Annotated in this window: 23 protein-coding genes and 2 tRNA genes; 4 read left to right on the forward strand and 21 right to left on the reverse strand. The window is 52.8% G+C overall.

Features of this window, described 5'->3' with window-relative positions; genetic code table 11:
* The first annotated feature begins 43 nt into the window (after nucleotides 1-43).
* Nucleotides 44-340 (forward strand): hypothetical protein, encoded by a 297-nt coding sequence (locus RBB63_RS05775; RefSeq protein ID WP_309382015.1) that lies wholly within the window; start codon nucleotides 44-46, stop codon nucleotides 338-340.
* Between the two features lie 244 nt (nucleotides 341-584).
* Nucleotides 585-1,259 (forward strand): recombinase family protein, encoded by a 675-nt coding sequence (locus tag RBB63_RS05780; RefSeq protein ID WP_309382017.1) that lies wholly within the window; start codon nucleotides 585-587, stop codon nucleotides 1,257-1,259.
* A gap of 149 nt (nucleotides 1,260-1,408) precedes the next feature.
* On the opposite strand, the gene RBB63_RS05785 is transcribed toward RBB63_RS05780, so the two are convergent.
* The 16 genes from RBB63_RS05785 to RBB63_RS05860 all read right to left on the reverse strand — a co-directional run bounded on the left by RBB63_RS05785 (nucleotide 1,409) and on the right by RBB63_RS05860 (nucleotide 13,036).
* Nucleotides 1,409-1,476 (reverse strand) — tRNA-OTHER (locus RBB63_RS05785).
* Between the two features lie 132 nt (nucleotides 1,477-1,608).
* A complete protein-coding gene (locus tag RBB63_RS05790; protein WP_309382020.1) occupies nucleotides 1,609-2,052 on the reverse strand; it encodes a hypothetical protein in 444 nt (147 codons plus the stop codon).
* Between the two features lie 114 nt (nucleotides 2,053-2,166).
* On the reverse strand, nucleotides 2,167-2,568 hold the full coding sequence (locus tag RBB63_RS05795) for a hypothetical protein (protein ID WP_309382026.1): 402 nt from the start codon (nucleotides 2,566-2,568) through the stop codon (nucleotides 2,167-2,169).
* A 294-nt stretch (nucleotides 2,569-2,862) separates the two neighbouring features.
* Entirely contained in the window at nucleotides 2,863-5,130 is a 2,268-nt protein-coding gene (locus RBB63_RS05800) for a DUF3987 domain-containing protein (protein ID WP_309382028.1), read from the reverse strand.
* Entirely contained in the window at nucleotides 5,130-6,797 is a 1,668-nt protein-coding gene (locus RBB63_RS05805; protein WP_309382030.1) for a DEAD/DEAH box helicase family protein, read from the reverse strand. Before RBB63_RS05805 ends, RBB63_RS05800 begins: the two co-directional genes overlap by 1 nt.
* A 251-nt stretch (nucleotides 6,798-7,048) precedes the next feature.
* The gene (locus RBB63_RS05810) at nucleotides 7,049-7,399 is read right to left on the reverse strand and encodes a hypothetical protein (protein WP_309382032.1); all 351 of its coding nucleotides are present in this window, start codon (nucleotides 7,397-7,399) and stop codon (nucleotides 7,049-7,051) included.
* The gene (locus tag RBB63_RS05815) at nucleotides 7,396-8,022 is read right to left on the reverse strand and encodes an AAA family ATPase (protein ID WP_309382034.1); all 627 of its coding nucleotides are present in this window, start codon (nucleotides 8,020-8,022) and stop codon (nucleotides 7,396-7,398) included. The genes RBB63_RS05810 and RBB63_RS05815 overlap by 4 nt, the downstream gene beginning before the upstream one ends.
* A gap of 3 nt (nucleotides 8,023-8,025) precedes the next feature.
* On the reverse strand, nucleotides 8,026-8,622 hold the full coding sequence (locus RBB63_RS05820) for a nucleoside triphosphate pyrophosphohydrolase family protein (protein ID WP_309382036.1): 597 nt from the start codon (nucleotides 8,620-8,622) through the stop codon (nucleotides 8,026-8,028).
* Nucleotides 8,619-8,861: a hypothetical protein gene (locus tag RBB63_RS05825; RefSeq protein WP_309382038.1), complete on the reverse strand. Its 243-nt coding sequence runs from the start codon at nucleotides 8,859-8,861 to the stop codon at nucleotides 8,619-8,621. The genes RBB63_RS05820 and RBB63_RS05825 overlap by 4 nt, the downstream gene beginning before the upstream one ends.
* The gene (locus RBB63_RS05830; RefSeq protein ID WP_309382040.1) at nucleotides 8,858-10,117 is read right to left on the reverse strand and encodes a hypothetical protein; all 1,260 of its coding nucleotides are present in this window, start codon (nucleotides 10,115-10,117) and stop codon (nucleotides 8,858-8,860) included. Before RBB63_RS05830 ends, RBB63_RS05825 begins: the two co-directional genes overlap by 4 nt.
* Nucleotides 10,118-10,198: 81 nt before the next feature.
* Nucleotides 10,199-10,369 carry a hypothetical protein gene (locus tag RBB63_RS05835; protein ID WP_309382041.1) on the reverse strand — a complete coding sequence of 57 codons (171 nt, stop codon included), beginning with the start codon at nucleotides 10,367-10,369 and terminating at the stop codon, nucleotides 10,199-10,201.
* A 1-nt stretch (nucleotide 10,370) separates the two neighbouring features.
* Complete coding sequence (locus RBB63_RS05840) at nucleotides 10,371-10,760, reverse strand: hypothetical protein (RefSeq protein WP_309382044.1); 390 nt, start codon at nucleotides 10,758-10,760, stop codon at nucleotides 10,371-10,373.
* Nucleotides 10,761-10,861: 101 nt separating this feature from the next.
* Nucleotides 10,862-11,431 carry a DUF669 domain-containing protein gene (locus RBB63_RS05845; RefSeq protein ID WP_309382047.1) on the reverse strand — a complete coding sequence of 190 codons (570 nt, stop codon included), beginning with the start codon at nucleotides 11,429-11,431 and terminating at the stop codon, nucleotides 10,862-10,864.
* An 18-nt stretch (nucleotides 11,432-11,449) separates the two neighbouring features.
* Entirely contained in the window at nucleotides 11,450-11,761 is a 312-nt protein-coding gene (locus RBB63_RS05850) for a helix-turn-helix domain-containing protein (protein WP_309382049.1), read from the reverse strand.
* Nucleotides 11,762-11,873: 112 nt separating this feature from the next.
* Complete coding sequence (locus RBB63_RS05855) at nucleotides 11,874-12,749, reverse strand: ATP-binding protein (RefSeq protein ID WP_309382051.1); 876 nt, start codon at nucleotides 12,747-12,749, stop codon at nucleotides 11,874-11,876.
* A gap of 77 nt (nucleotides 12,750-12,826) precedes the next feature.
* Entirely contained in the window at nucleotides 12,827-13,036 is a 210-nt protein-coding gene (locus tag RBB63_RS05860; protein ID WP_309382053.1) for a hypothetical protein, read from the reverse strand.
* A gap of 61 nt (nucleotides 13,037-13,097) precedes the next feature.
* On the opposite strand from RBB63_RS05860, the gene RBB63_RS05865 reads away from it, so the two are divergent.
* Nucleotides 13,098-14,027: a LexA family transcriptional regulator gene (locus tag RBB63_RS05865; RefSeq protein WP_309382055.1), complete on the forward strand. Its 930-nt coding sequence runs from the start codon at nucleotides 13,098-13,100 to the stop codon at nucleotides 14,025-14,027.
* Here RBB63_RS05865 and RBB63_RS05870 read toward each other — a convergent pair.
* From RBB63_RS05870 to RBB63_RS05885, 4 genes are all read right to left on the reverse strand, one after another.
* Entirely contained in the window at nucleotides 14,020-15,078 is a 1,059-nt protein-coding gene (locus RBB63_RS05870) for a tyrosine-type recombinase/integrase (RefSeq protein ID WP_309382057.1), read from the reverse strand. The genes RBB63_RS05865 and RBB63_RS05870 overlap by 8 nt on opposite strands.
* Nucleotides 15,079-15,372: 294 nt before the next feature.
* Nucleotides 15,373-15,457: transfer RNA gene (locus RBB63_RS05875), tRNA-Leu, on the reverse strand.
* A gap of 93 nt (nucleotides 15,458-15,550) precedes the next feature.
* Complete coding sequence (locus RBB63_RS05880) at nucleotides 15,551-16,276, reverse strand: 3'-5' exonuclease (protein ID WP_309382059.1); 726 nt, start codon at nucleotides 16,274-16,276, stop codon at nucleotides 15,551-15,553.
* A complete protein-coding gene (locus RBB63_RS05885) occupies nucleotides 16,273-18,219 on the reverse strand; it encodes a DUF294 nucleotidyltransferase-like domain-containing protein (protein ID WP_309382062.1) in 1,947 nt (648 codons plus the stop codon). Before RBB63_RS05885 ends, RBB63_RS05880 begins: the two co-directional genes overlap by 4 nt.
* Before the next feature lie 99 nt (nucleotides 18,220-18,318).
* Here RBB63_RS05885 and RBB63_RS05890 point away from each other — a divergent pair, with 99 nt between their 5' ends.
* Nucleotides 18,319-19,137, forward strand: a complete 819-nt coding sequence (locus tag RBB63_RS05890; RefSeq protein WP_309382064.1) for a mechanosensitive ion channel family protein — start codon at nucleotides 18,319-18,321, stop codon at nucleotides 19,135-19,137.
* A gap of 71 nt (nucleotides 19,138-19,208) precedes the next feature.
* On the opposite strand, the gene RBB63_RS05895 is transcribed toward RBB63_RS05890, so the two are convergent.
* Nucleotides 19,209-19,667, reverse strand: coding sequence for a hypothetical protein (locus RBB63_RS05895; protein WP_309382066.1), 459 nt, complete (start codon nucleotides 19,665-19,667; stop codon nucleotides 19,209-19,211).
* Between the last annotated feature and the right edge of the window lie 18 nt (nucleotides 19,668-19,685).

The raw sequence follows: 19,685 nt of genomic DNA on the forward strand, positions 1-19,685 counted from the left end.
TAGAGCGCCAAGGCTCTATTTTAACCATCAAATATAGCATTATATGAAAACAGAAATACAACATACTCCAGGACCGTGGACCACGACATTTGGAGGAGCCAAGCAGATCGCTGTAATTCACCAAAAAGGGGGTAAGTATATCGCAAAAGTCGATGGGTTCCCACTACGAAATCTGGACGAGATTGAAACAAACGCCCGTCTGATTGCTGCTGCTCCTGAGCTACTGGAGGCTCTTGAATCGCTTCAGGATTTTGCCGCAATGAGAGTTGCTGGTGAAATGAATAATCCAATTTGGTCAAAGGTTGCTAACGCCATCGCCAAAGCGAAAGGGCAGCAATGACCGAAACAAATAAGCCTGTCACCCGTCGCACACGTAGCTCTTACCGCTTTGGGGGATTCGTCAACAAGGTAGTAGTCACTATTGGAGAGGGAGACGTTCTGCATCTGCGCGAATCAGGCCGCAGAACGTCTTTCACTCTGCCGATTGACGCAGTGTATCGAATCGCAGTAAAACGCCACACCGACGCCAACCGACCTAAGCGCCGACGCACTAAAACAGCCCGCCGGTCGAAGCTCTTCTAACCATGCCCAAATGCACCATCTATACCCGGTTCTCGCCTCGTCGCAAAGCTGACGAGAGCGAGAGCTGCGAGACCCAAGAGGCGCTTTGCCGTAAGCATGCGGAGGCACAAGGCTGGGAAGTCTCACGAGTCATCTACGATCCCGACGCCAGTGGAGCCGACGAATACCGGCTCAAGTTATGGGAAGCGATCGAGGGCTTGGAAATTGGGGAAACCTTGCTCGTCTATAAGCGAGACCGCCTCGCACGTAACGTCTACCTATCCGAACAGATCAACCGTGCAGTCAAAGCTAAGGACGCCAGTATCGCCGCCGTATCTGGAGACATCGAAGGCGACGGCCCCGAGCACGAAATGGTGCGCCAGATACTGGCCAGTATTGCCGAATACGAGCGCAAGCTGATCTCCCTCCGCACACAGCACGCCATGCATCACCATCAGGCGAATGGGCGGAAGATGTCGAGCAACTGCCCCTACGGATTTCGTGATGACCCCGAACGTCCAGGGCATATGGTTCAGGATGAGGTAGAACAAGCAGCCATCTCCGAAATTCAGCGACTACACTCGGAAAGGCTAAGCCTCAACGCCATTGCCAAGCAACTGAACGAAACACACGCCCAAGCTTCCCGCTCTGGGACATGGCGACATGCAACAGTTGGACGCATATTAAAGAGATCATAGAAAAGTAATAGCAAAAGCTAAAAATAAAAGACCACTACCAGCTACACCTAAAGTTTAAAGACAAGGTATAGCTGATAGTGGTTTTCTAGTCACTAGAAAGTCATTGACATCTAGTTGGTGAGAGAGCTATTGTAATCTAAATAAAGAAGTGGAGGTGAGGGGATTCGAACCCCTGTAGCATGGATTAGAAGGCCCGCTACGTGTCCACACCACCCCCTCGAAAATAGTCCCCCCTCTCAAGCTCGCTTTCCACGGTTCGCTCGGTCGGGGGATTATTTGTGTCATCGCGCCTAGACCATTAAAAGGCGCTTTCTACTCTTCTTTTCATAACTTTTAGTTGGTTGTAAAATCATAGCCCATCGAGTTCATCTTGATGGATTCGATGGAAAATTGTCGGAGCACGCCCCTGGCCTTTACGCAACACAGAGAGCTTGCCCTCATCAACCATCCCAGCAAGTATGGTGCTGACATTGGCCCGGTTGATTCCTCCATACAACATCTCCATGTAGTCACAAATCTCACTGGTCGAGAAATCTTGGGGCATTTCAACCACCGAGGCATCTACTTTCTCAGCTAAGGTCATGGAAGCAGCAGCTAGAGCGCGCCTCAAGTTATCCTCATCCGACTTATCTTCATCAATGATGATTTCAAAATCGATCCCCTCTACTTCTCCGAGCAATTCCATGACATCGCGAACAGAAGCAAGGGATCCTTTAAGCTTCTGCAGTTCGGCTTCTTTTTGTTTTATTTGGTTTTGAAGCTTAAGAAACAAACTGTGTAATTCTGGTAGCATTTCTTTAAGTATGCACCTTATCATAAGAGCAATTGCCTTTTTGTCAAGAGCAAAAAACACACAAACTCACACACGAGCCAATTCGTTCTAGTCAGTAGAAAAAGAGCCAGGCGCTTATGCATCTGGCTCGCCATAGGTCACTAGCAGCTCCACCCTCGGACATCGTCGGTCGATCTCAAAAATAGGCGGCAAAGTCTTTAGGTGATCCGAGTCATCATCGACCAGCAGGCCAGCATCTACAATTCCGTCGTAGGCAGGCTTGAGCATAGCAAGGTGATTCACATCATCCCGGCGGCGCTTCTGCTTATGGTAGAAAGTTGCCTTCACGGTCGCCAGCTCCCAACCACCTTCAATCTCCAGGGCCGCAGTGGCTTCTTTCGCTTGGCGCCGATACTTCTTAACAGCAGCGGCTTTCTTCATTCGGCCACCCCGCGAGCCCGGCGGATTATTTGGTGACAGGCAAGCAGGTGGCAGTGGGAGGACGATGGTTGCGGTCTCTAGGGTGTTTTTTTTCATCTGAAATTTATTGTCGATAAATGGTTTGCTCATCCCATAGTGTCCCATCCGTGAAAGAGATTATTCAGCAATGCGACTTATGTGAGGCAGATTATGTACATGGTCCTCATCGTTATATGGGTAAGAAAGCAGACCTATACGGAATTATGGTCTGCCGCACCTGCTGGGATAGCAATGCTGACGGATGGCATCCGATGCATGAGGAGAAACTGTTAGCAGCACTTGAAAGAAACGGTCTCCCTATTCCCGCGCGAAATGAGAAGGGATGGTTGCCACGAGATTGATTGAAGATTTTCATATTAGCTGAATCTCCGTCTTGCTGTTCCACTGAGCCTTGCCCGCTGATACGAGCATTCCCATGAGCTGCTTGCAGTGCTTCGCATCCACTGGCATCCCAAACTTGCGCGGGAATCCATTCTGTTGAAGCTTTCGGGATGTCACCTTGCCGCCGTAGCTCTCGACTGCCTGAAGGATGTCGTTAATCATATCATCCTTGGTCTGAGTCTTAGCGAATCCGAACACGCGAAGCTGTTCCCGCAGTGACCAACGCGCCCAAGCCACCCCGGCTTGCATCGACTCCAGCGGGATTTCACTGGGCATTTGCTTGCCCGAAAAGTTCGCCGACAGACCGCAGTGAATCAGAGCTAGGCGAGCCGCCGCCGTCGTGGACTTCGACATGAAGGCGCGAGGAGTATCCTTGGCGCTCTCCATCTCTTCACCGTTTTCATTCACGTAGGCAATGAACGCCTGCTTGGCGTTACCCTTCAACTCGATCACGTTGGGCGAGTAGATTCCCGTATTAGTATCGAGCTGGGCAAAGGGACGAGACTTGAGCCATTGCACCGTATCCCTCCAAACCAGCTTTGATTCCTCACTCACCTCATCCTCGCTCCAATAGCTGCGTCTGGTCGGCGGACAGGCGACAAGGGTGCGCGGGACAAAGCCGGAATCGAATTGCTCAGGAGTTAGCAGGCGCGCCATAACCTTTGGCTGAATGCCCCCCAACACGGATACAAGGGCGTTGTGAATAATCGTGGGTTGATCCTGAGTCTTGCGATCCACCCGATAAGTGCCACCACCCCAAAACTCCAGCCATGCCGCCTCATCTCCCCCGCCTTTCTTATATTGGTTGAAGCTTCCCAACCAACCGGCCAGTTCGTCACGAAACGAGAACAACCCTCGCTTGCTCTCTTGTAGACGTTGAACCACAGCCTCCATCGTCGCGTCACGCACGACCATCGGATTTTGCGGGTTGAGCATCGGCTTATCGATGTCACCCAAGGGAACGGCCTCCTCCAGTGGCGCTAGCAGTTCACGCAAAGGCGCTGACTTGTTGGAACCGGACGGAGCCACAAGCCCCACCCAAATGCAAGGACGCTCGATCCACCCCTTCTTAAGTTGAATGGCCCAAGCGTTACCCATCGCGCCACCAGCGACACATAGAAGCGGCAAACCAATGGCCGACACATCCACCACCATGCTCTTTGCCAACTCGACTGCATACTGGTGAATCGGGTCAGGTAACAGCTCAATCGGAAACGGCTGATATTCAAAATTGAATTCCCCCTCTTCAGAAGTAGGCGCTACGGACTCGTCTTGAATAGTGTAAGCAGCCTGCAACAGATTCTCCGCACTCTGACGGCCAAGAGCTGCGAGGGCCGCATCGCCGTCTCGTAAGTCATACTCATCAAGTAACCATCCACGAGGTTTCAGACAGCCCGTTTCCCGCGCCTGAATAACCTTTCGCTCAAAATCGCGAACATCCTTGGGGTCGCTTCGGTCCCACGCCGGTACACAACGTGGATTATATTCCCCCCAGAGCAACGTAAGCGCAGTCCCATCATCCAACTCAAAGCCAATAACGAGCGATCTCGCTGCCCAGAGCAGTTTATCATGTCCTCCTTGCCCCTGAACTGCGGGCTCGCACTCTTGAAGGTAAAGGCGGGCGCGATCCTTGATCTTATCGCCCGATGGTGTGAAATCCGAGCGCTTGGGCTTAGGAGGCTGTTCCCAGGGCGCAATGCGCTTGGGTTTGGGGGCAATGATGTCCAGCAGCTTTACGGGAGCCTCAGCCAATGGCGTATTCTCCCCGTAAGGCCAACGATAAGCTTGCTTGGTGTCTGGGTGGATCGATGGCGCCATGACGATGTAGCCGCCATCCGCACGAATGTCCAACTTGGGACGAAAGCCAATCCGGTTCCCGACCTTGCGCCCTTCTGGGTATTTGAAGAGTAGATGGCGCCCGCCGGTCCCGGTAGTTTGCTCCAGCGTTTCTGGCAGTGGGCCGATTTCGGATTCCAGCGCAGTTAAGGAACGCGAACCCTGTTCACCATCAACATCGAGCACAAAGAACCCCGATACCTTGCCGCATGCCAGTCCAATGTTTGCTTGCGGCTCATTGTTCCACCAACGCCGAATAACCATCGTATCCGTGGTGGCGTCCAGGCACCCGTTGCCCCCTTTTGCTTTGGGAATGAGCGGCTCCTTTCCCCCCGGAGTAAGGGGAAACACCGGCCAGTTGCGGTCTGAATAGTTAAGGGCATGATCTAAGAAGGTGGACATTAATGGTAAACGGTTTCGGTCTTAGCTGTTGCTAGTTCGCAATCGGTAATTTCGGTATGCTTTCCGCGACGGATAATCGTGATTGTCTTAGTTACGCCATGGATGCGCTGAGCCAGGAATAGATCGCTCAGGGCATCATCAACACAGGTGCTTGCGGCTTCTTCACGGCCAAAACGAACCGTCCACCATGCGCGGGCTTTCTGCCCAGCGAAGCCGTCATGATCGAGGCAAACCCATTCCTTAAAGGTGGACAGACCACATCGGTATTGCACGCGAATCGAGTCCGGCTTACCTTCCTTGCGATGGCGATGCACGGACACGCTATCGACAGTCAACGTCTCTGGTTCACTTCCCAGAATCGCACGTCGCGAAGCCTCAGCCTCATGCATACGCTTTTCACGCTCCTCGGCTTCCATCCGTTCAATCTCTTGTGGTGGAATTTCCCAACCACAGTTGGGGCAGACTCGGGCATGGCGTGAGAACACATCGCCACATCCGCCACAGGTGGCCAGCTTGACCTCTCCTGCATCGATACAGTCAATCGGGCCGTGCTCGTCAATGCAGTGCGCATAATCGAGAACAAGGCAATCAGTCTTCGATGGATGCAGGCGCAGGCCACGGCCCACCATTTGAACATACAGCCCCTTGGACAATGTCGGGCGAAGCAATACCACACAATCAACGCGTTTGGCGTTAAAGCCCTCCGTGTAAACATTGACATTACAGATGGCGCGGTAGCGACCCTGTTTAAATTCTTCGGCAATGCGGTCTCGTTGAGCCTGGGGCGTCTTGCCGGTCACACAAGGTGCGTCGATTCCATACTTTCTCAACTCGGCGGATACCTGCTTACAATGTTCCACATCCACGCAAAAGAAAACGATGCTTTGGCGGTTCTCGCGAATAATGTGCTCCATCGCAGATTGCACCGCCTTACAAACGACTCCATCGGCTTCGACCGCTTCCGCCAAACTTTTGACGATGTAGTCACCGCCAGAATTCCGCCGGACTTTATCCAACTCTGGCTGCACATCGCCAACTTTGGATCGCAAAGGACAAAGGAAGCCATCGCGAATCAGATCACCAACGTTCGCCTCGTAGCAAATTTCATTTAGGATATGATCCTTGTGGCAAATAGGACCGCAGCCCATGCGGTAAGGTGTGGCAGTAAAGCCAACTACACGAAGATGTGGAGAGAGCTTTTTGCACCCCTCAATGAACTGACGATACTTACCCTCACCAGCGGCAGGGATGCGGTGCGCCTCATCGATCACCAGGCAATCAAACGGCGGAAACTCCCCCCACTTATCAAAGATGGAATCAATGCTAGCATAAGTGATCGAGCAATCTACATCCCGGCGCCGAAGCCCTGCGGAATACTGACCGATGTCTCCCTCTGGCCATACGCCCATAAGCTCCTCAGCATTCTGTTGAACAAGCTCTTTACGGTGTGCGAGGATGCAGCAGCGAAACGGCGCGTATTGCGCTTTCCATCTTTGTATCGCCCACGCCATTATAATCGACTTCCCCCCGCCCGTTGGAATTACCACACAAGGATTACTAACCTTAGTGCGCAAGTGGTCGTCTAAGGAGTCCAGGGACTCACCCTGATAGGGGCGAGGCTGTATCGGCCCAGCTTCGACCGGGGGAGGTTGAAACAGGTAGCTCATTGCTTGGATTCAATATAGGCGGGTTCTGGCACATCATCTGAAGGCAACGCAGGTTCACTAATCCTCGACCACCACCCGCGCCAAACTTCATGTGACGGAGGGCGTGCTTGAGGATCATAATGGATACATACCCATAGGTGATTTTCGTTTCCCATGATGAGCAGCAGACCGGGCGCATCATCTTTGTTGCCGTTCCACCACCAGTAGTAACCGGGTTCTGTGGGTGTCTCTTGGGTGTAACAGTTCATAAATTATACTGGTTGAGTGCTCTTGTCATACACTATGCCCTTCCTCATGGCGCTGAGATGCAGTGCGCAACGAAGCTTGTAGCTGTGCTCAACTGCGAATCGTCGCCAAAGAAGATTGAGACTTTTAAGCTCTAGTGCATTGACGCGAAAAACAAAGGGACGAGTGCTGCGGGTCCGAAACTCCAGACCGAGGATAGCTTCTGGATCTTCAAACTGGTAGGCCATCGCTACACGGATTGCCTTCTTCATTGCATCGGTGCGCGTCGAAAGGCGATAGGAGTCCTTCAATCCGTCAAGCAACGCATACTCGTCGCTTGTCAGTCTTACTGGTATCCTCTGACTAACCATGATCATGCCGACGCCTCCCCGTATTCCTGCATGTCCAACTCCATCTGCGCATCATTGAGAGAAGCACGAACGTCGCAGTAGTTGGCCTCGGCAATTTCGAATGCCATGTCGTAGTCAATCGCCCACCGTCCTGAAATAAAGTTAGCAACTTCTTCAGCTTGTGGGCGCTTGACCTCGATAGTTTGAAAGCGACTTTGAAATCGGTCAGAGAGATGATCCAAATCGCAATTGCTTGTGCAGATCAGGGCATGAAATGGCCCCATCTGATCCATGTATTGTAATATCAGTGTTTGGGCTGCTTTGCTAAGCGAATCGACTTCCTCAATAACCCAAATGATCCAACTCTGTTGACTATATTTCGTGTCCTCAATCCAGCTACGAATGTCATCCGCAGTGAGATGTTGACCACTTAGGCGGTTGCGTTGACCGACCGGAGATAGAGCCTCCGATATGCATTTAGCAGTTTCACTTTTTCCACAACCGGGCTCACCGTAGAGTAATAACTTAATTGGAGTGCCAGCCGTGTTCTTGGATGCCTTTCTTACTTGAACCCTGGAGACCTTACCGGCCATACCAATTAAATCGTCAGGGCTACTAGCTCCACTAATAATGAATTCTTCGGGTGTCATGGCTTAAAACCTCTTTCCGCCATGCCGATATGGGCGAGTTTTGTTGTAGGCATGTTTTTCGAGTATCGCAGACTCTAGTTTAAACCCGAGAGCCTCGGCTGTGCTCATCGTCCGAAGAATGACATCTGCAAGCTCCACTTCCAAAGCGTCTCGATCTGGCAGGTGAGTATCCTTCATGTTATCGCGATGCCCCTGCCATGCTTCCGCAAGCTCTGATACGATATTCATTATCCAAATTCCAATATCGCCATCACTAGGATGCGTCCCGTTGTGCTCGTAGAAACCATTATTGTAAGCGGTTTTATAAGCATCCATCGACAGTGAAATCCAAGCCAAAGCAAAAGCGGACAACAGCGAATAACGCTCACGAAGATCGGAAGCCAACTTTGGTAATTTGCCCTCAATGGAATCAACGTAAGCACTAAGCGCTCGAAGACTCGCTTTATGATGGTCTTGATCGCCCCCTGAAGTCAGGCGTAGAACAAAATATTCCGCCCCTGGATCAACAGGCGAACCATCCGCCTTGCTGATGATATACTTCTGATGATACCCATCTGGGTTGTCCTCGCGAGTAGGTATCGGTTCTTTTACTGTGTTCATTGATCGTAAGGTGTTTTGCGTTTCTTGATCTTGATTGAGCCGGACAGCACGGACAGGACCGCGCCCGACTCATTGGCCAGCCATGAGCGACCGGCTTTGAAAAAATTCCCCTCTGGAGAAATCTCCATAATCTCGCCTTCACTGACCACGGCTTGGTTAGGGAGTCGGTAGAGAATACGTTGCCCGATATGATGGCGTGTTACCTTGGAGGGGGCGTTGGTTTCAGGGAGGTTCTTCACTGCTTCCCCTCCAATATGGTAGCTTCATTGGCTTCCTGATTTACGACAACTAGGACGTTGCCGTATTCAAAGTAGCGCATGGCTCCACTGTCGTCAGTGTGGTTAGGCTGGTGCTCCATCAATGCCCCAAATCCAAGCTCATCCATTGCGGCGGTAATCCCTTCAGGCGAACCTACCCATCGGCAGTAAGCGTCTTCATAACCTGCCACGATAACGGGGGGATTGGATGGTTCGCCACTACCAGGAGCCAACGGCCCAAGGCTATTGATGAGTGCCTTGGTGCTATATTGGCCAGGATGAGGTCCGTGCTGCCAAACCGCCCCATCTGACTTGTTTTTAAACTCAATGTGATCCTCGCCTGCGTCCACTGGATCGGCGAAGTGAATCAAGCTCGGTAAGAGCAAATGGTCATCACATGGAACATTCTCCGGAATGTCATATTTCATCCGTGCGCAACTCCAGCGACAGGGGGCTCCGGTAAGCTCGGCGGTGGCATGGCAACATGTCCGACAGGATACATCCGGTAAGGGAACTGCGACTTCGGACTCGCCTCCCCAGCAAAGTGTTTTGGCGTCACAGAATCGGCAGCGAAAATCATCGGGACGTGAAGCGCAACGTTCGGGGGCTTCGTTCGCCTTGATAATCCGCTCAGCTCGTGCCATGAGCCCCTTGAACTCCTCGGCATTGTAGCGAATACGCTCGCCGTAAAGATCATCGTTGTCTTTGTTGCGGGCCAGGTAGAGGGCTCGGCTCATGCCGGTCAGGCCCATGTAGCTCATCATCTGCGCATAGTGCTGAGGCTTCGACGCCTTCACACCGGTCTTGCGCAACTTCTCAAAGCTCTTGGCATTGTGGGTTTTGAACTCTAGCACATGCCATGTCTTAGGTGCCTCAGGAATCCCAGAGGCGCAGCCATCCATGTGTCCAGAGAAGTGACCATTGATGGCGTTGACTTCAAACTGCTCGCCAGTCTTAGGGTCCACCTCATGAACTTCACAGCCAATGGCACGTAGTTCTTTAACAAATCGGATTTCCTCCAAGTCACCGGTTTCAAACAGACGATACAGGCGTCCGGAAAACTCAGGCTTCAATGCTTGGCGGAAACAATACCAAAGGTATCGGTCGCAATCATGCCCGATGATTGAAGCGCCAAGGTAGCCTCGCGGCGGCTCAGCAACGCCTTGCTCTTTGTGCCAGTCAAAGATACGGCGGATTGTCTCCGTTTCCTCGGGCATGAATTGCGACAGATTCCCCATGATTGGTAATGTTGTGATCGGTGTTGGTGTTGTTGCGAGTAACCCGTTACCGGGCCAGTCAGCCACTATGGCTGTCACTGTTTAATCTTGATATTCAGCAGCGATCTCGTCTCGGACATCGAAGACATCGCGACCAGAGTAGTAGTCTTCACGTGCTGAGTCCTTATTGGTGAAGTAGATTCCGCCCTCATCGGCTAGAAGCATGGACAGGGTTTCAAACCACTCGTCAAAGTCGTGTGTCTTGTTGTCCATACTATGCCACCTTGATCGTGACGGTTGGCTTGCGTGGAGTGACCTCCACGAACTCAGCAAGCTTTGTCGCCGCCGTCGGGTCTGCGATGATTCGCTCGTAAGCCTTCTGGTCGAAGACGTATCCAGCGGGAACCGGATCAGTTTGCTTGAGAGGTAGCATTTCATCGGGCAACCCGGATTCGCGCATTGCCTCGACGTTGACCTTATAACCCAAGGCACGTTTGACTGTTACCCTGAGACCATCGCCACTGTCCACGGTCTTGCTTCCGTTCGCGGAAGTCTCGACCTGCGAAGCGATTTGCTCTTCGACCTCTACGCGCTTGGCCTTTGCTGTGTTTTCAGCCTGTTTGGCCTCAAACAATTTTCGTGATAATTCGCTAAGTGATTTCATAAATTTCATCATTTAAAGTAAAAGTAATGACGGGTGTTCAACCTGGGCCTACTGTTCCCCATCCGGCGTCATCCACCGACTTTATGCCCCGCCAAAATCGATTAGCGTTCCCAGGGCATTTTACCGCCGCCACCTACAGCAGGTGCGGGCTGTTGTGGTGCGGGTTGCTGAACGGGAGCGGCTTGTTGCTGAGCCGGTTGCTGAGCATGCTGAGTCGCAGGCTGCCCGCTTGGTTGATGGTGTGCGGGAGCTGTCTGCTGACCAAGTGGCCTGTAGGCCGTTACTTCGTTGTCGGGCTCGTAACCTTCATTGGCCTTACCGATCTTTACACGGGCTTCGATGCGTTTGCCAAGCAGCTCCGAGGTATCGGTGATCGCCTGAAGCTGACACGCTTGCCCCAGACTGGCCAGTTCGCGCATGCCGATTTCGACGGCCTTAGCACTCGGGTTCTGGAGGTTGATTTGGACGAATAGCTTACGGCCCATATTTGCAGAGTCTAGCACATCGAACTCAATCTTGAGGTAGCTACCTGTGCCTGCCTTGGTCGCCTTAATTTCCGCGTCTTTGATTTCAACGGGATACCATCCCGGCTTAAGGGGCTCATAACCTTGAGCCGCTTCGTGTTCGTAGGGGTTGAAGGCCCCGCCCATTGCTGATGCGATGTTACTCATAATATATTTTATTTTGTGTTATTGATTTGAAAGTGCGTCGATGGACGCTTGTGAAATGCGGAGACTACGTTTGGAATCATTGAGGTATCGCCCTTGAATCTTACCTCCGATACGCATTCGCCGAACCGTGGCGCTACAAACGCCCAGTTGCTTTGCGGCTTTGGCCACCGTCACCCATTGATCAGTAGTCTTTTGGAGAGTCTTGCCAGGAGTGTGACCTCGTAATATTGCCACAGCATTCTTGCGCTCACTCTCGACCAAGGCGCCCGCCGAAACGAGTGGACCGGTGATCTGGGCAATTAGCTCTACGGTTGCAGACGATACCTGCATAGTTTTACTTCTGCTTGGAAATTGAATTCCCTCCCTCACAACATCCGGCTGAACTCTCACTCAATACGCTACACTGCATTTAATTTAGCCTGAGTTTTGGGAGGGAAATTGTTTACTGCGCTACGCTGGCTACAGCTTGTTCAAATTCTGCCCAATCAAGCGGAAGCTCATAGGGCAATTGACCATAGGCCCCTCGACCACCGCCGGGGTGTGCTGGGCGCTTCTGCGTAAAGAGGAATCGGGCACCCCCGGTCAGATCAATGCCCTGGGCCTTCTTTTGACCAAAGCCCTTGTCCTCTTTTTTAACCACCACCTTCGTGTTGCAAAAAAGGATGACATCCGCCCAACGAAACAGCAGGTTCGCCGCCTTGTCATTGATGTCGAAAGTGTACTGATCGTAAGAGTCGCCTGCCGGATCATCGAAGCGCTTCACCTTCACATGACCAATGATAACGCTAGCCATGTTTTTTGCAGCGCGCAAGGCGTCCAAGCCCTCAAGTAGCTGGCGCCAAAGCCCGAGAGCTTCGGTGTAACCCTTTCCGTATCCCCCGCCAACGTCCTCAATGCCGTTGACATTATTAGCACTGCAAACGGCATCCCAAATAAGCGGCTCCAAAGCGCTAGCTGAATCGAGAACAGCCGTACGATACTCATGTTCTTCAGTATAGAGAGAACCAATAGCTTCCATTACTGAATTGTAATTCATCATCGTGGGGAAGCTTGCCACGTCGAGGGAGTCTGCGCCTTCCTCACCCTTAGTGGGGATGACGATGGGAGCATTAATGCCAGTCTCCGCAATTTGTCCATTTTCAAATCGGGAACCACAAGCGAAGGTTGTCTTACCAATCTTCTCAACTCCTAGGATGATAATTCTCGGGGCTCTGATTGTGGCCCCCTTAGTGATGTTTTTCAGTGATACTGCCATGTGTTGTGTGTGTTTGATGTTGTTGTTGAAATTCTTCGGCACGCATTTCTCGCCAGCGCTCATAGGCTTCGTCAGGGTCAGATTTGGGTCTCAGCAATGATTCCTCGTAGTCGTATGGATGCATTCCCACCCACGGAGGGTCAGGCTGGCTCATTGGCGCTATTTCCTTGCGAGGGATTCCATTTATCAAAATGCGACTTCGCGCTCTCGGCAGCGCGTCTTACGTCCTCGTCTCCATGTTTGCATTTGCGGGATAGCATCTTGAGAACACCATCAACGCCTCTCCTGACTTTATTGATTGCTTCGTCGTTTGCTTGATCGATCGTTGTCATCTCGTAAATAATTTTCATTTAGTAAATACCTTCAAGAAAAAAAATTGACGATGTGTAAATTTTTTTTAGCTTGAGAATTATGCAACACACCCAAGAAGCGCTGCGTAGCGCGATTAACATCCACTACAAAAGCCAGGCTGAGTTTGCTGAAGCCTGTCAGGTTGACCCATCGAGGATAACATTTGTCCTCAAGCGTGACCGTGCCCCTGACAAGGATTTGCTGGCTAAGTTTTGCGGAGGTTGGCCAATCGGGGAAAAGCCACCCGCAAAACCAGTATGGCCCGACCGCGAAACGGGGCTGGAAATTGCCAAAGCATGGCTACTTGACGAACTGATCAAAACTGGTCGCGCCACGGACGAAATCAGCATCACCATCAAGGGAGATGACGCCGAAGCCCGTTCCCTCCATGAAGACTTGCGCATAATTGCTAAAGCGGCCCCTGGTGACGTTGATCTTCGCCAAATGATCTCATTCTTCGCGGACCTCGTCCGAAACCAAGAGAGCGAATCGAAGCCGAAGAAGTCTCGTCAGTCCAAAGTCACCCCATTCCCACAGAATACAGACGTGGAATGGTTCACGCTCCCATGCTTTGGTGTGGCTGCGGGCTCTCCGACCCCAAGCGATGAAACCGAAGCCCAATTCAAGAAAGATTATGGCAAAGATTATATTGCCCTTGAAGTTTGTGGTGACTCCATGGAGCCAATGATTGAAGATGGTTCCATTGTGGTCGTAAAGCAGGCTAAAGCGCTCAAGAACCCGATGCCAAAGAAGGGTCTAATTTATTGCTTCGTGCTGAACGATGAACGAACACTCAAGCGCTACAATACGCGCCCGGCAACCCAAGAGGAAATCGAAGAAGGCAAAAGCTACACTTCACCACGTGGCGGCGCTCCCCGTGTCAAGGTGCTAGAGTCCATCAATCCAAAGTATCCGGAAATCGTGCTAACCGAAGGGGACGAGCCCCAGATGTGTGGGTGGTATAATCCCGATGATCAACCCGTCAAGTAAGGCCCAACCCCCGGGCATGCTCAATGAGCTCTTTCACGGATTCCAAAGACAATACTTCAGCAAGTCGTTTCAGCTCAGACCTATCGCCCTCCTGTCGGCCAGTCACCAACTCCTTCAAAGCCTCAAAGCCGGGAGCAGCGATCTCTTGGAGACCAACTTTGACGTAATACTTTTGCAAAGTCTGAATTGTGTCACCCGTCATGAGCTGCAAATACGCAACTGGGACATCGGCTTTAGCTGACTCCGAAGCAAACGTGTGGCGCAAGGAATGAAATCCATAGAGCGACCGCTTTATTTGGTGCTGCGCTACCGTGTCTTGGGCACCTTCTCCCGCAGCTTTTTTAATGACTGCAACTAAGCGGTCGCTGACATTACCTCGCCGAACATTGTATTTCTCAACTAGGCTGGGCGTAAGGTAGTTATCTGATTTCTCAAGCTCACCAATCGCCTTTAGCAACGGATCGAGTATTGGAACCTGCGCAGTCGCGCCGGATGTGCGAGCAGTCTTGATAGGTGTATATGTAATACGCCTGGAAGTGAGGTTCACGTCTTTCCAACGTAGCATTACAGCATCCGCCATCCGCATACCTGCGAACAGCCCCAGATATAGCACACATTTTTGCTCTGGGTCTCGTTCCTCCGACAGCCCAACTAGCGCAGAAACTTGGTCGGGAAATAGAGGTAGTCGCTTCTGTTGGACTCCACTTCGAGGTTCCGTTTCCAGCCAAGGATTCTCAATACCAAACCTACGGCCTACTTTTTTGGTGATGTGCAACAATGATCCACGCTTATCATTGAATGTGCTCGCCGATAACCCCTGCCCCCAGAGGTGGTCTAGAAATTCGTTCGCCACATCGGGCGAAACCATTTCCCAGGAGGTGATGGACGGGTATCGTTCTCCTACCCACTCAAGGAAGTCCTGTAGGGCGCGACGATACACCTTAAGCGTACCGGCACTCCCAGTTGGCCCGCTCGCCTCGAACTCGCTCCAAACCTCATTAAGAGGCAGAGCCTTGGTCTTGATCAGCTTCCGTGCGCGTGCAATCTCCATGCGCACCTCGATTTCGCTGTCCGAATTCAATACTCGCGCCAGATCGTCAGCTTTCGCATTTGCCTCCTTAAGGTTTTTAGTCCTCAGGGATTGGGTCTTTCGCTTCCCATTGCTATCGAGGTATTGAAAGGCGTAATTTCCCGAAGCTTGGCAAATAACCTTGCCAGTTCCTTTGGCTCGCCGCCTTTGTGTCCTCTTGGGTGCGCTTACGTTCGCCATAGTTGCAAATTACCCCAATAACGGAGGAATAAGTCAACGATAAGTCATTGAAAGCGCGGAAAACCGCATGATTACTGGTACTCGGGACAGGGGTCGAACCTGCACGTCGTAAGACACTGGAACCTAAACCCAGCGCGTCTGCCAATTCCGCCACCCGAGCATGCGTAAAGGAGATAAGTTGAAGAAGCCAAACTGATTTGTCAACCCGTGCTTAGCACCTTGATTGCAGCAAAATTTAAGTCGATGCTGCGCCTTAGCCTTCCGCATCCTCCACGTAACGCTGGCTGATGGAGCCCAGGGTCGTGCGGCCAGCGCGTTTGGCGATGCGGAGTAATTTGATGAATATTTGCGCGGTGATGAAGGCGTCGCCAGCGGCGGTATGGCGATCATGCGGATCAACGCCAAAGCGGCGGCACAGTCCGTCGAGGGAGAAATCCCGCGAACGCGCGAAGTCCGGCGAAGATCCCGGAGACCGCTGAAAAGGGGCCGGTGAATCCATGTCCTCAAACATATTGTCGCGCTCCAGGTGAAGCGTCAGGTCCATGGTGTCGAGCCAACGGTTTTTAAACTCCAGGCCGAAACGACGCTGGCAGGCGTTCTTAATGACTTCCACGTCAAAGCCAATGTGGTGCCCGACGATGAAGCCATCCCGCAAGTAACCCAGCAGCCCGGCCAGCGCCTCGGCCTCGTCCTGACCATTTTCGGCGGCTTCCTCCGCCGTGATGCCATGAACCACGACCGAGGAGGTGTTGTAGGAAAATTTGACCAGGGCCTCGTATTGATCGTCGAGCATGATCACCCCATCCTGCACGGTCACCGCGCCCATGGTGATGATCGCGTCTTTCTTCGGGTCAAGCCCGGTGGTTTCGCAGTCTAGTGAAATAAAACGGATGCTGCTGACCGGCGCATCATCACTCCAGGTATTCTCAAACGAGTCACGGTAGACTGAGATGACGTCATCCTCACCAAACAAGTTCATGAAAGCGACTTTCCTTCGAGTTCAAAATACTGTGACGCGAACTCCATGAGCCGCACCACGGTCTTGAAGATTGCCTTGCATCGCTGGACTTCAGTGCGCGGCAAGTCCTCCGGCTTGACGTATTGGCCATCATCGCCACGCCGCAACCCGAGTTTGGTCTGCAGGCGAATGGCGTGGCTAAAGGCCTCGGCAGCTTCCTCAAACAACTCACGCTGCTCGACTAAATGCCGCGCCACGCGCTTGAAACGAATCGGCGTAAACGTCGTATCGTCAAGGTTGAGGCTGAGCGCGAAGACCCGGGCAATGTCCACCAACGGCAGCATGGCGTGCATTTTGGTGTCAATGCTGGTCCACAAAGTGCCGGACTGGTCCATCACCGAATCGCGGAAAATCGTGATCGGCGGCAAGTTGTCCATCGCATCATTGGCCAGCAGTGGAATGAAGTTCGGATTATCGTGAATGCACTCCTGAATGTGGATTCGCAACTCGTCTAATAGCGACTGCGAGCCGTAGATGCAACGGGCGTCAAAATACGGCGTCTTCTTGAGAATGTCGCTCTCCACCGGCCGCGCAATCCAGTCCTGATAACGGGCTTTCCAGACGCTGAGGGAACCGCGCCAATCATAGTTCGTGGCCATGCGGCCATCCGGGTCCAGCGTGAAGCCACACGGCGCCAGCATGGAAGTGACTTCGTTCGCCAGGCTCTTAAACCAGATTTCTGCGTCCGATCCATCGGGGCCATCGGGCAACTCGTCGTAGAGCATGGCGGTCCGCTGAGATGAGCGCAGCAGCCGCTCCTTGCGCCCCTCACTGTGCATCCCCAGCCAGCACCAGCGAACGCTCGGCTCCACATAGCCCTGCTCTTTCAGGTGGCGTCGCGAGAGCTCAATCGCCCGCTGCAACACGGCCCCATCCACCTCCGCAATGAAGTCAGCCAACCAAAATACCTGCGCATCTCCCTCGATGTAGTGCAGCAAAAGCTCATCGGCGCGGTCACGCAGGATCGCCAGCGAGTGCGCGTCTTCGGCAACCGAGATTTCCTTGGCCAAAAAAGTCGGGATGCTTCCGTGAAGCATTTGAATGGAACGGTCGCTGATGATTCCCAGGACCGGCGAGTTCACCGTGCCATCTTCCGTGACGATCAGGTGATGCAGCCGGTGATGCAGCATTTCCAAAATCAATTGGCCTGCGCTCATGCCTGGGCGGACCGTAATCAACTTGGTCGACGTAATCTCCCGGGCAGGCGCATCCACTGGCGTCAATCCAGTCGCCACCCGAGCCGATAAGTCAGACTCGGTAATGATGCCCAGCGGATGCAAGTTGTGATCAACGGCCACAATTGCTTCCTGCAAGCCGGGCGCCAATCTACGGGCCACGGTTTGAATTGGCTCATCCAGCTTATAGGTGAGCAAGCGGTTGGACGCCCGCTCATTGACCGGGCCGGATTTCTGAAGCCAATGCGCAGGCCGCTCATCGATGCCGCGTGCATTTTCCGGGGTGTTCGCATTGTGTCGGCGCGGCTTAAAGCCTTCCCCAAAGTATTCCCGAAAATAGTCGCCCACCTCGACATACTTTTCGCCCATCTCCCGCAGGAGCTCCTGGGGAATCGCATAAATAATCGTGTCACTGGCGGTCCTGACCGTGCAACGGTAAGGCGTGCCAGGCTCATCAAAAAGAAACCCAAGCAGATCGCCTTCCACCCGGACATCGATCAAGTCTTCACCGCGGGAGGACTTGCGAAACAGATTAACGGTGCCCTTTTGCACAATGAACGCGTAGCGTCCGCGATCATCGCCCTCTTCGTAGACAATTTCGCCGCCTTCATGGAATTTCACCCGACCGGCGCCAGCCAGCAACAACAGGTCGTCCTCCGAAATCAGGTCAAATGGAGGATGTCCCTTAAGGAAGTCAGCGACTCGGAGGGAAATACTGGAAGTTCTCATACGTGACAGTAGAGCGGCGCTTTGAAAAAAGCTCGCAAGTAAGCAGACAAGAATCTAGCCCTTTGACGAATAATTCAAACACTAAAACCAACACCTGCTATGGACACAGATTACAATTACATCATCTCCAAGTTGCTGGATTATACCGAAAACGTTATTTTCGCGCTAATCATCTTCTTTGTCGGCAAATGGCTGTCAAAACTCGTCGTAACGCTCTTCCGCAAAGCGATGGAGGCCAAGAAGCTCGATGAGACAATTGTGAAATTCCTTAGCAACGTAGCCTACGCGCTGCTCTTGGTGATTGTGGTGCTCATGGCTGCTGACCGCATGGGCTTCGACACCACCAGCGTCATCGCAGTGCTCGGCGCCGCGACCCTCGCCATCGGCCTCGCCCTGCAGGGTTCTCTGGCTAATTTCGCCGCTGGAGTCATGCTTATTTCCTTCCGCCATTTCCGCGTGGGCGACTTCATCGACGCAGGCGGCGTCGCAGGCATCGTCGAAGAAATCAACATCTTCGACACCAAGATGCGCACCCCGGACAACAAAGGCATCGTTGTTCCCAACGGCCAGATCATCGGCGGCCCGATCACCAACTTCTCCGCCAAGGACACCCGCCGCATGGACCTCGTAGTGGGCGTCAGCTACGACGACGATATCCGCAAGGTGAAGGAGATCCTCACCGAAATCGTCAAAAACGACCCCGGCACGCTCGACGATCCCGCCCCCACCATCGGTCTGCTCGAAATGGCCGACAGCTCGGTCAACTTCGCCGTCCGCCCATGGGTCAATCGTGCAGACTACTGGGACGTCTTTTTCCGCCTGCAGGAAACCATCAAGCTCCGCTTGGACGAAGAGGGCATCACGATCCCCTACCCGCAGCGCGACGTCCACATGTATACCGTGGAAAAGGCTTCGTAAGCAGCCATTGCATCAAGTTTGGTCAAACCGTCCCGATTGCCGGGGCGGTTTTTCTTTGGCCCAACTTCAGCTCAGTTCGCCGCATCGCTGGAGGTCGCGGGACGGAAATCCGCCTGAGAAGCAGGCTGGAATCGAAAACTGTCGCCCGTCTGTAAGCCAGAGCCGATCTCAGATTTCGGCAGCAGTTTAATCTCCCCACTGTCCAGGAGAGAGCCCGACGCGGCCTCCCCCTGCTCCAGCAGACTTTTTTCTGACGCCTTCAAATCGACAAGCTGCTCTTCATAATAGCCTTGGCTGCCAATATTGCCTGAGTCGGCAGCCAAGCTTCGCAGCCCCGTAGCCGCAACCGCCTCGTCCCGAACAAACTGCTCTGGGGCGTCTTTCATCCGCAGTTGCTGGCTCTCCTCCTCCTGAGCTTGCGCCAAATGCTGCTGGTAGCCCACGTAACCGCCCACCAGAGAGATGGGTAGCACCAGGGCAATTGTTTTAATCCACAGCGGCAAGGGGTCAGCAGCGGCGCGTCGAGGCATCAGGTAAACGACAGTGCC

The sequence above is a fragment of the Cerasicoccus frondis genome (assembly GCA_031296915.1).
GTDB classification, from domain to species: Bacteria; Verrucomicrobiota; Verrucomicrobiia; order Opitutales; family Cerasicoccaceae; genus Cerasicoccus; species Cerasicoccus frondis.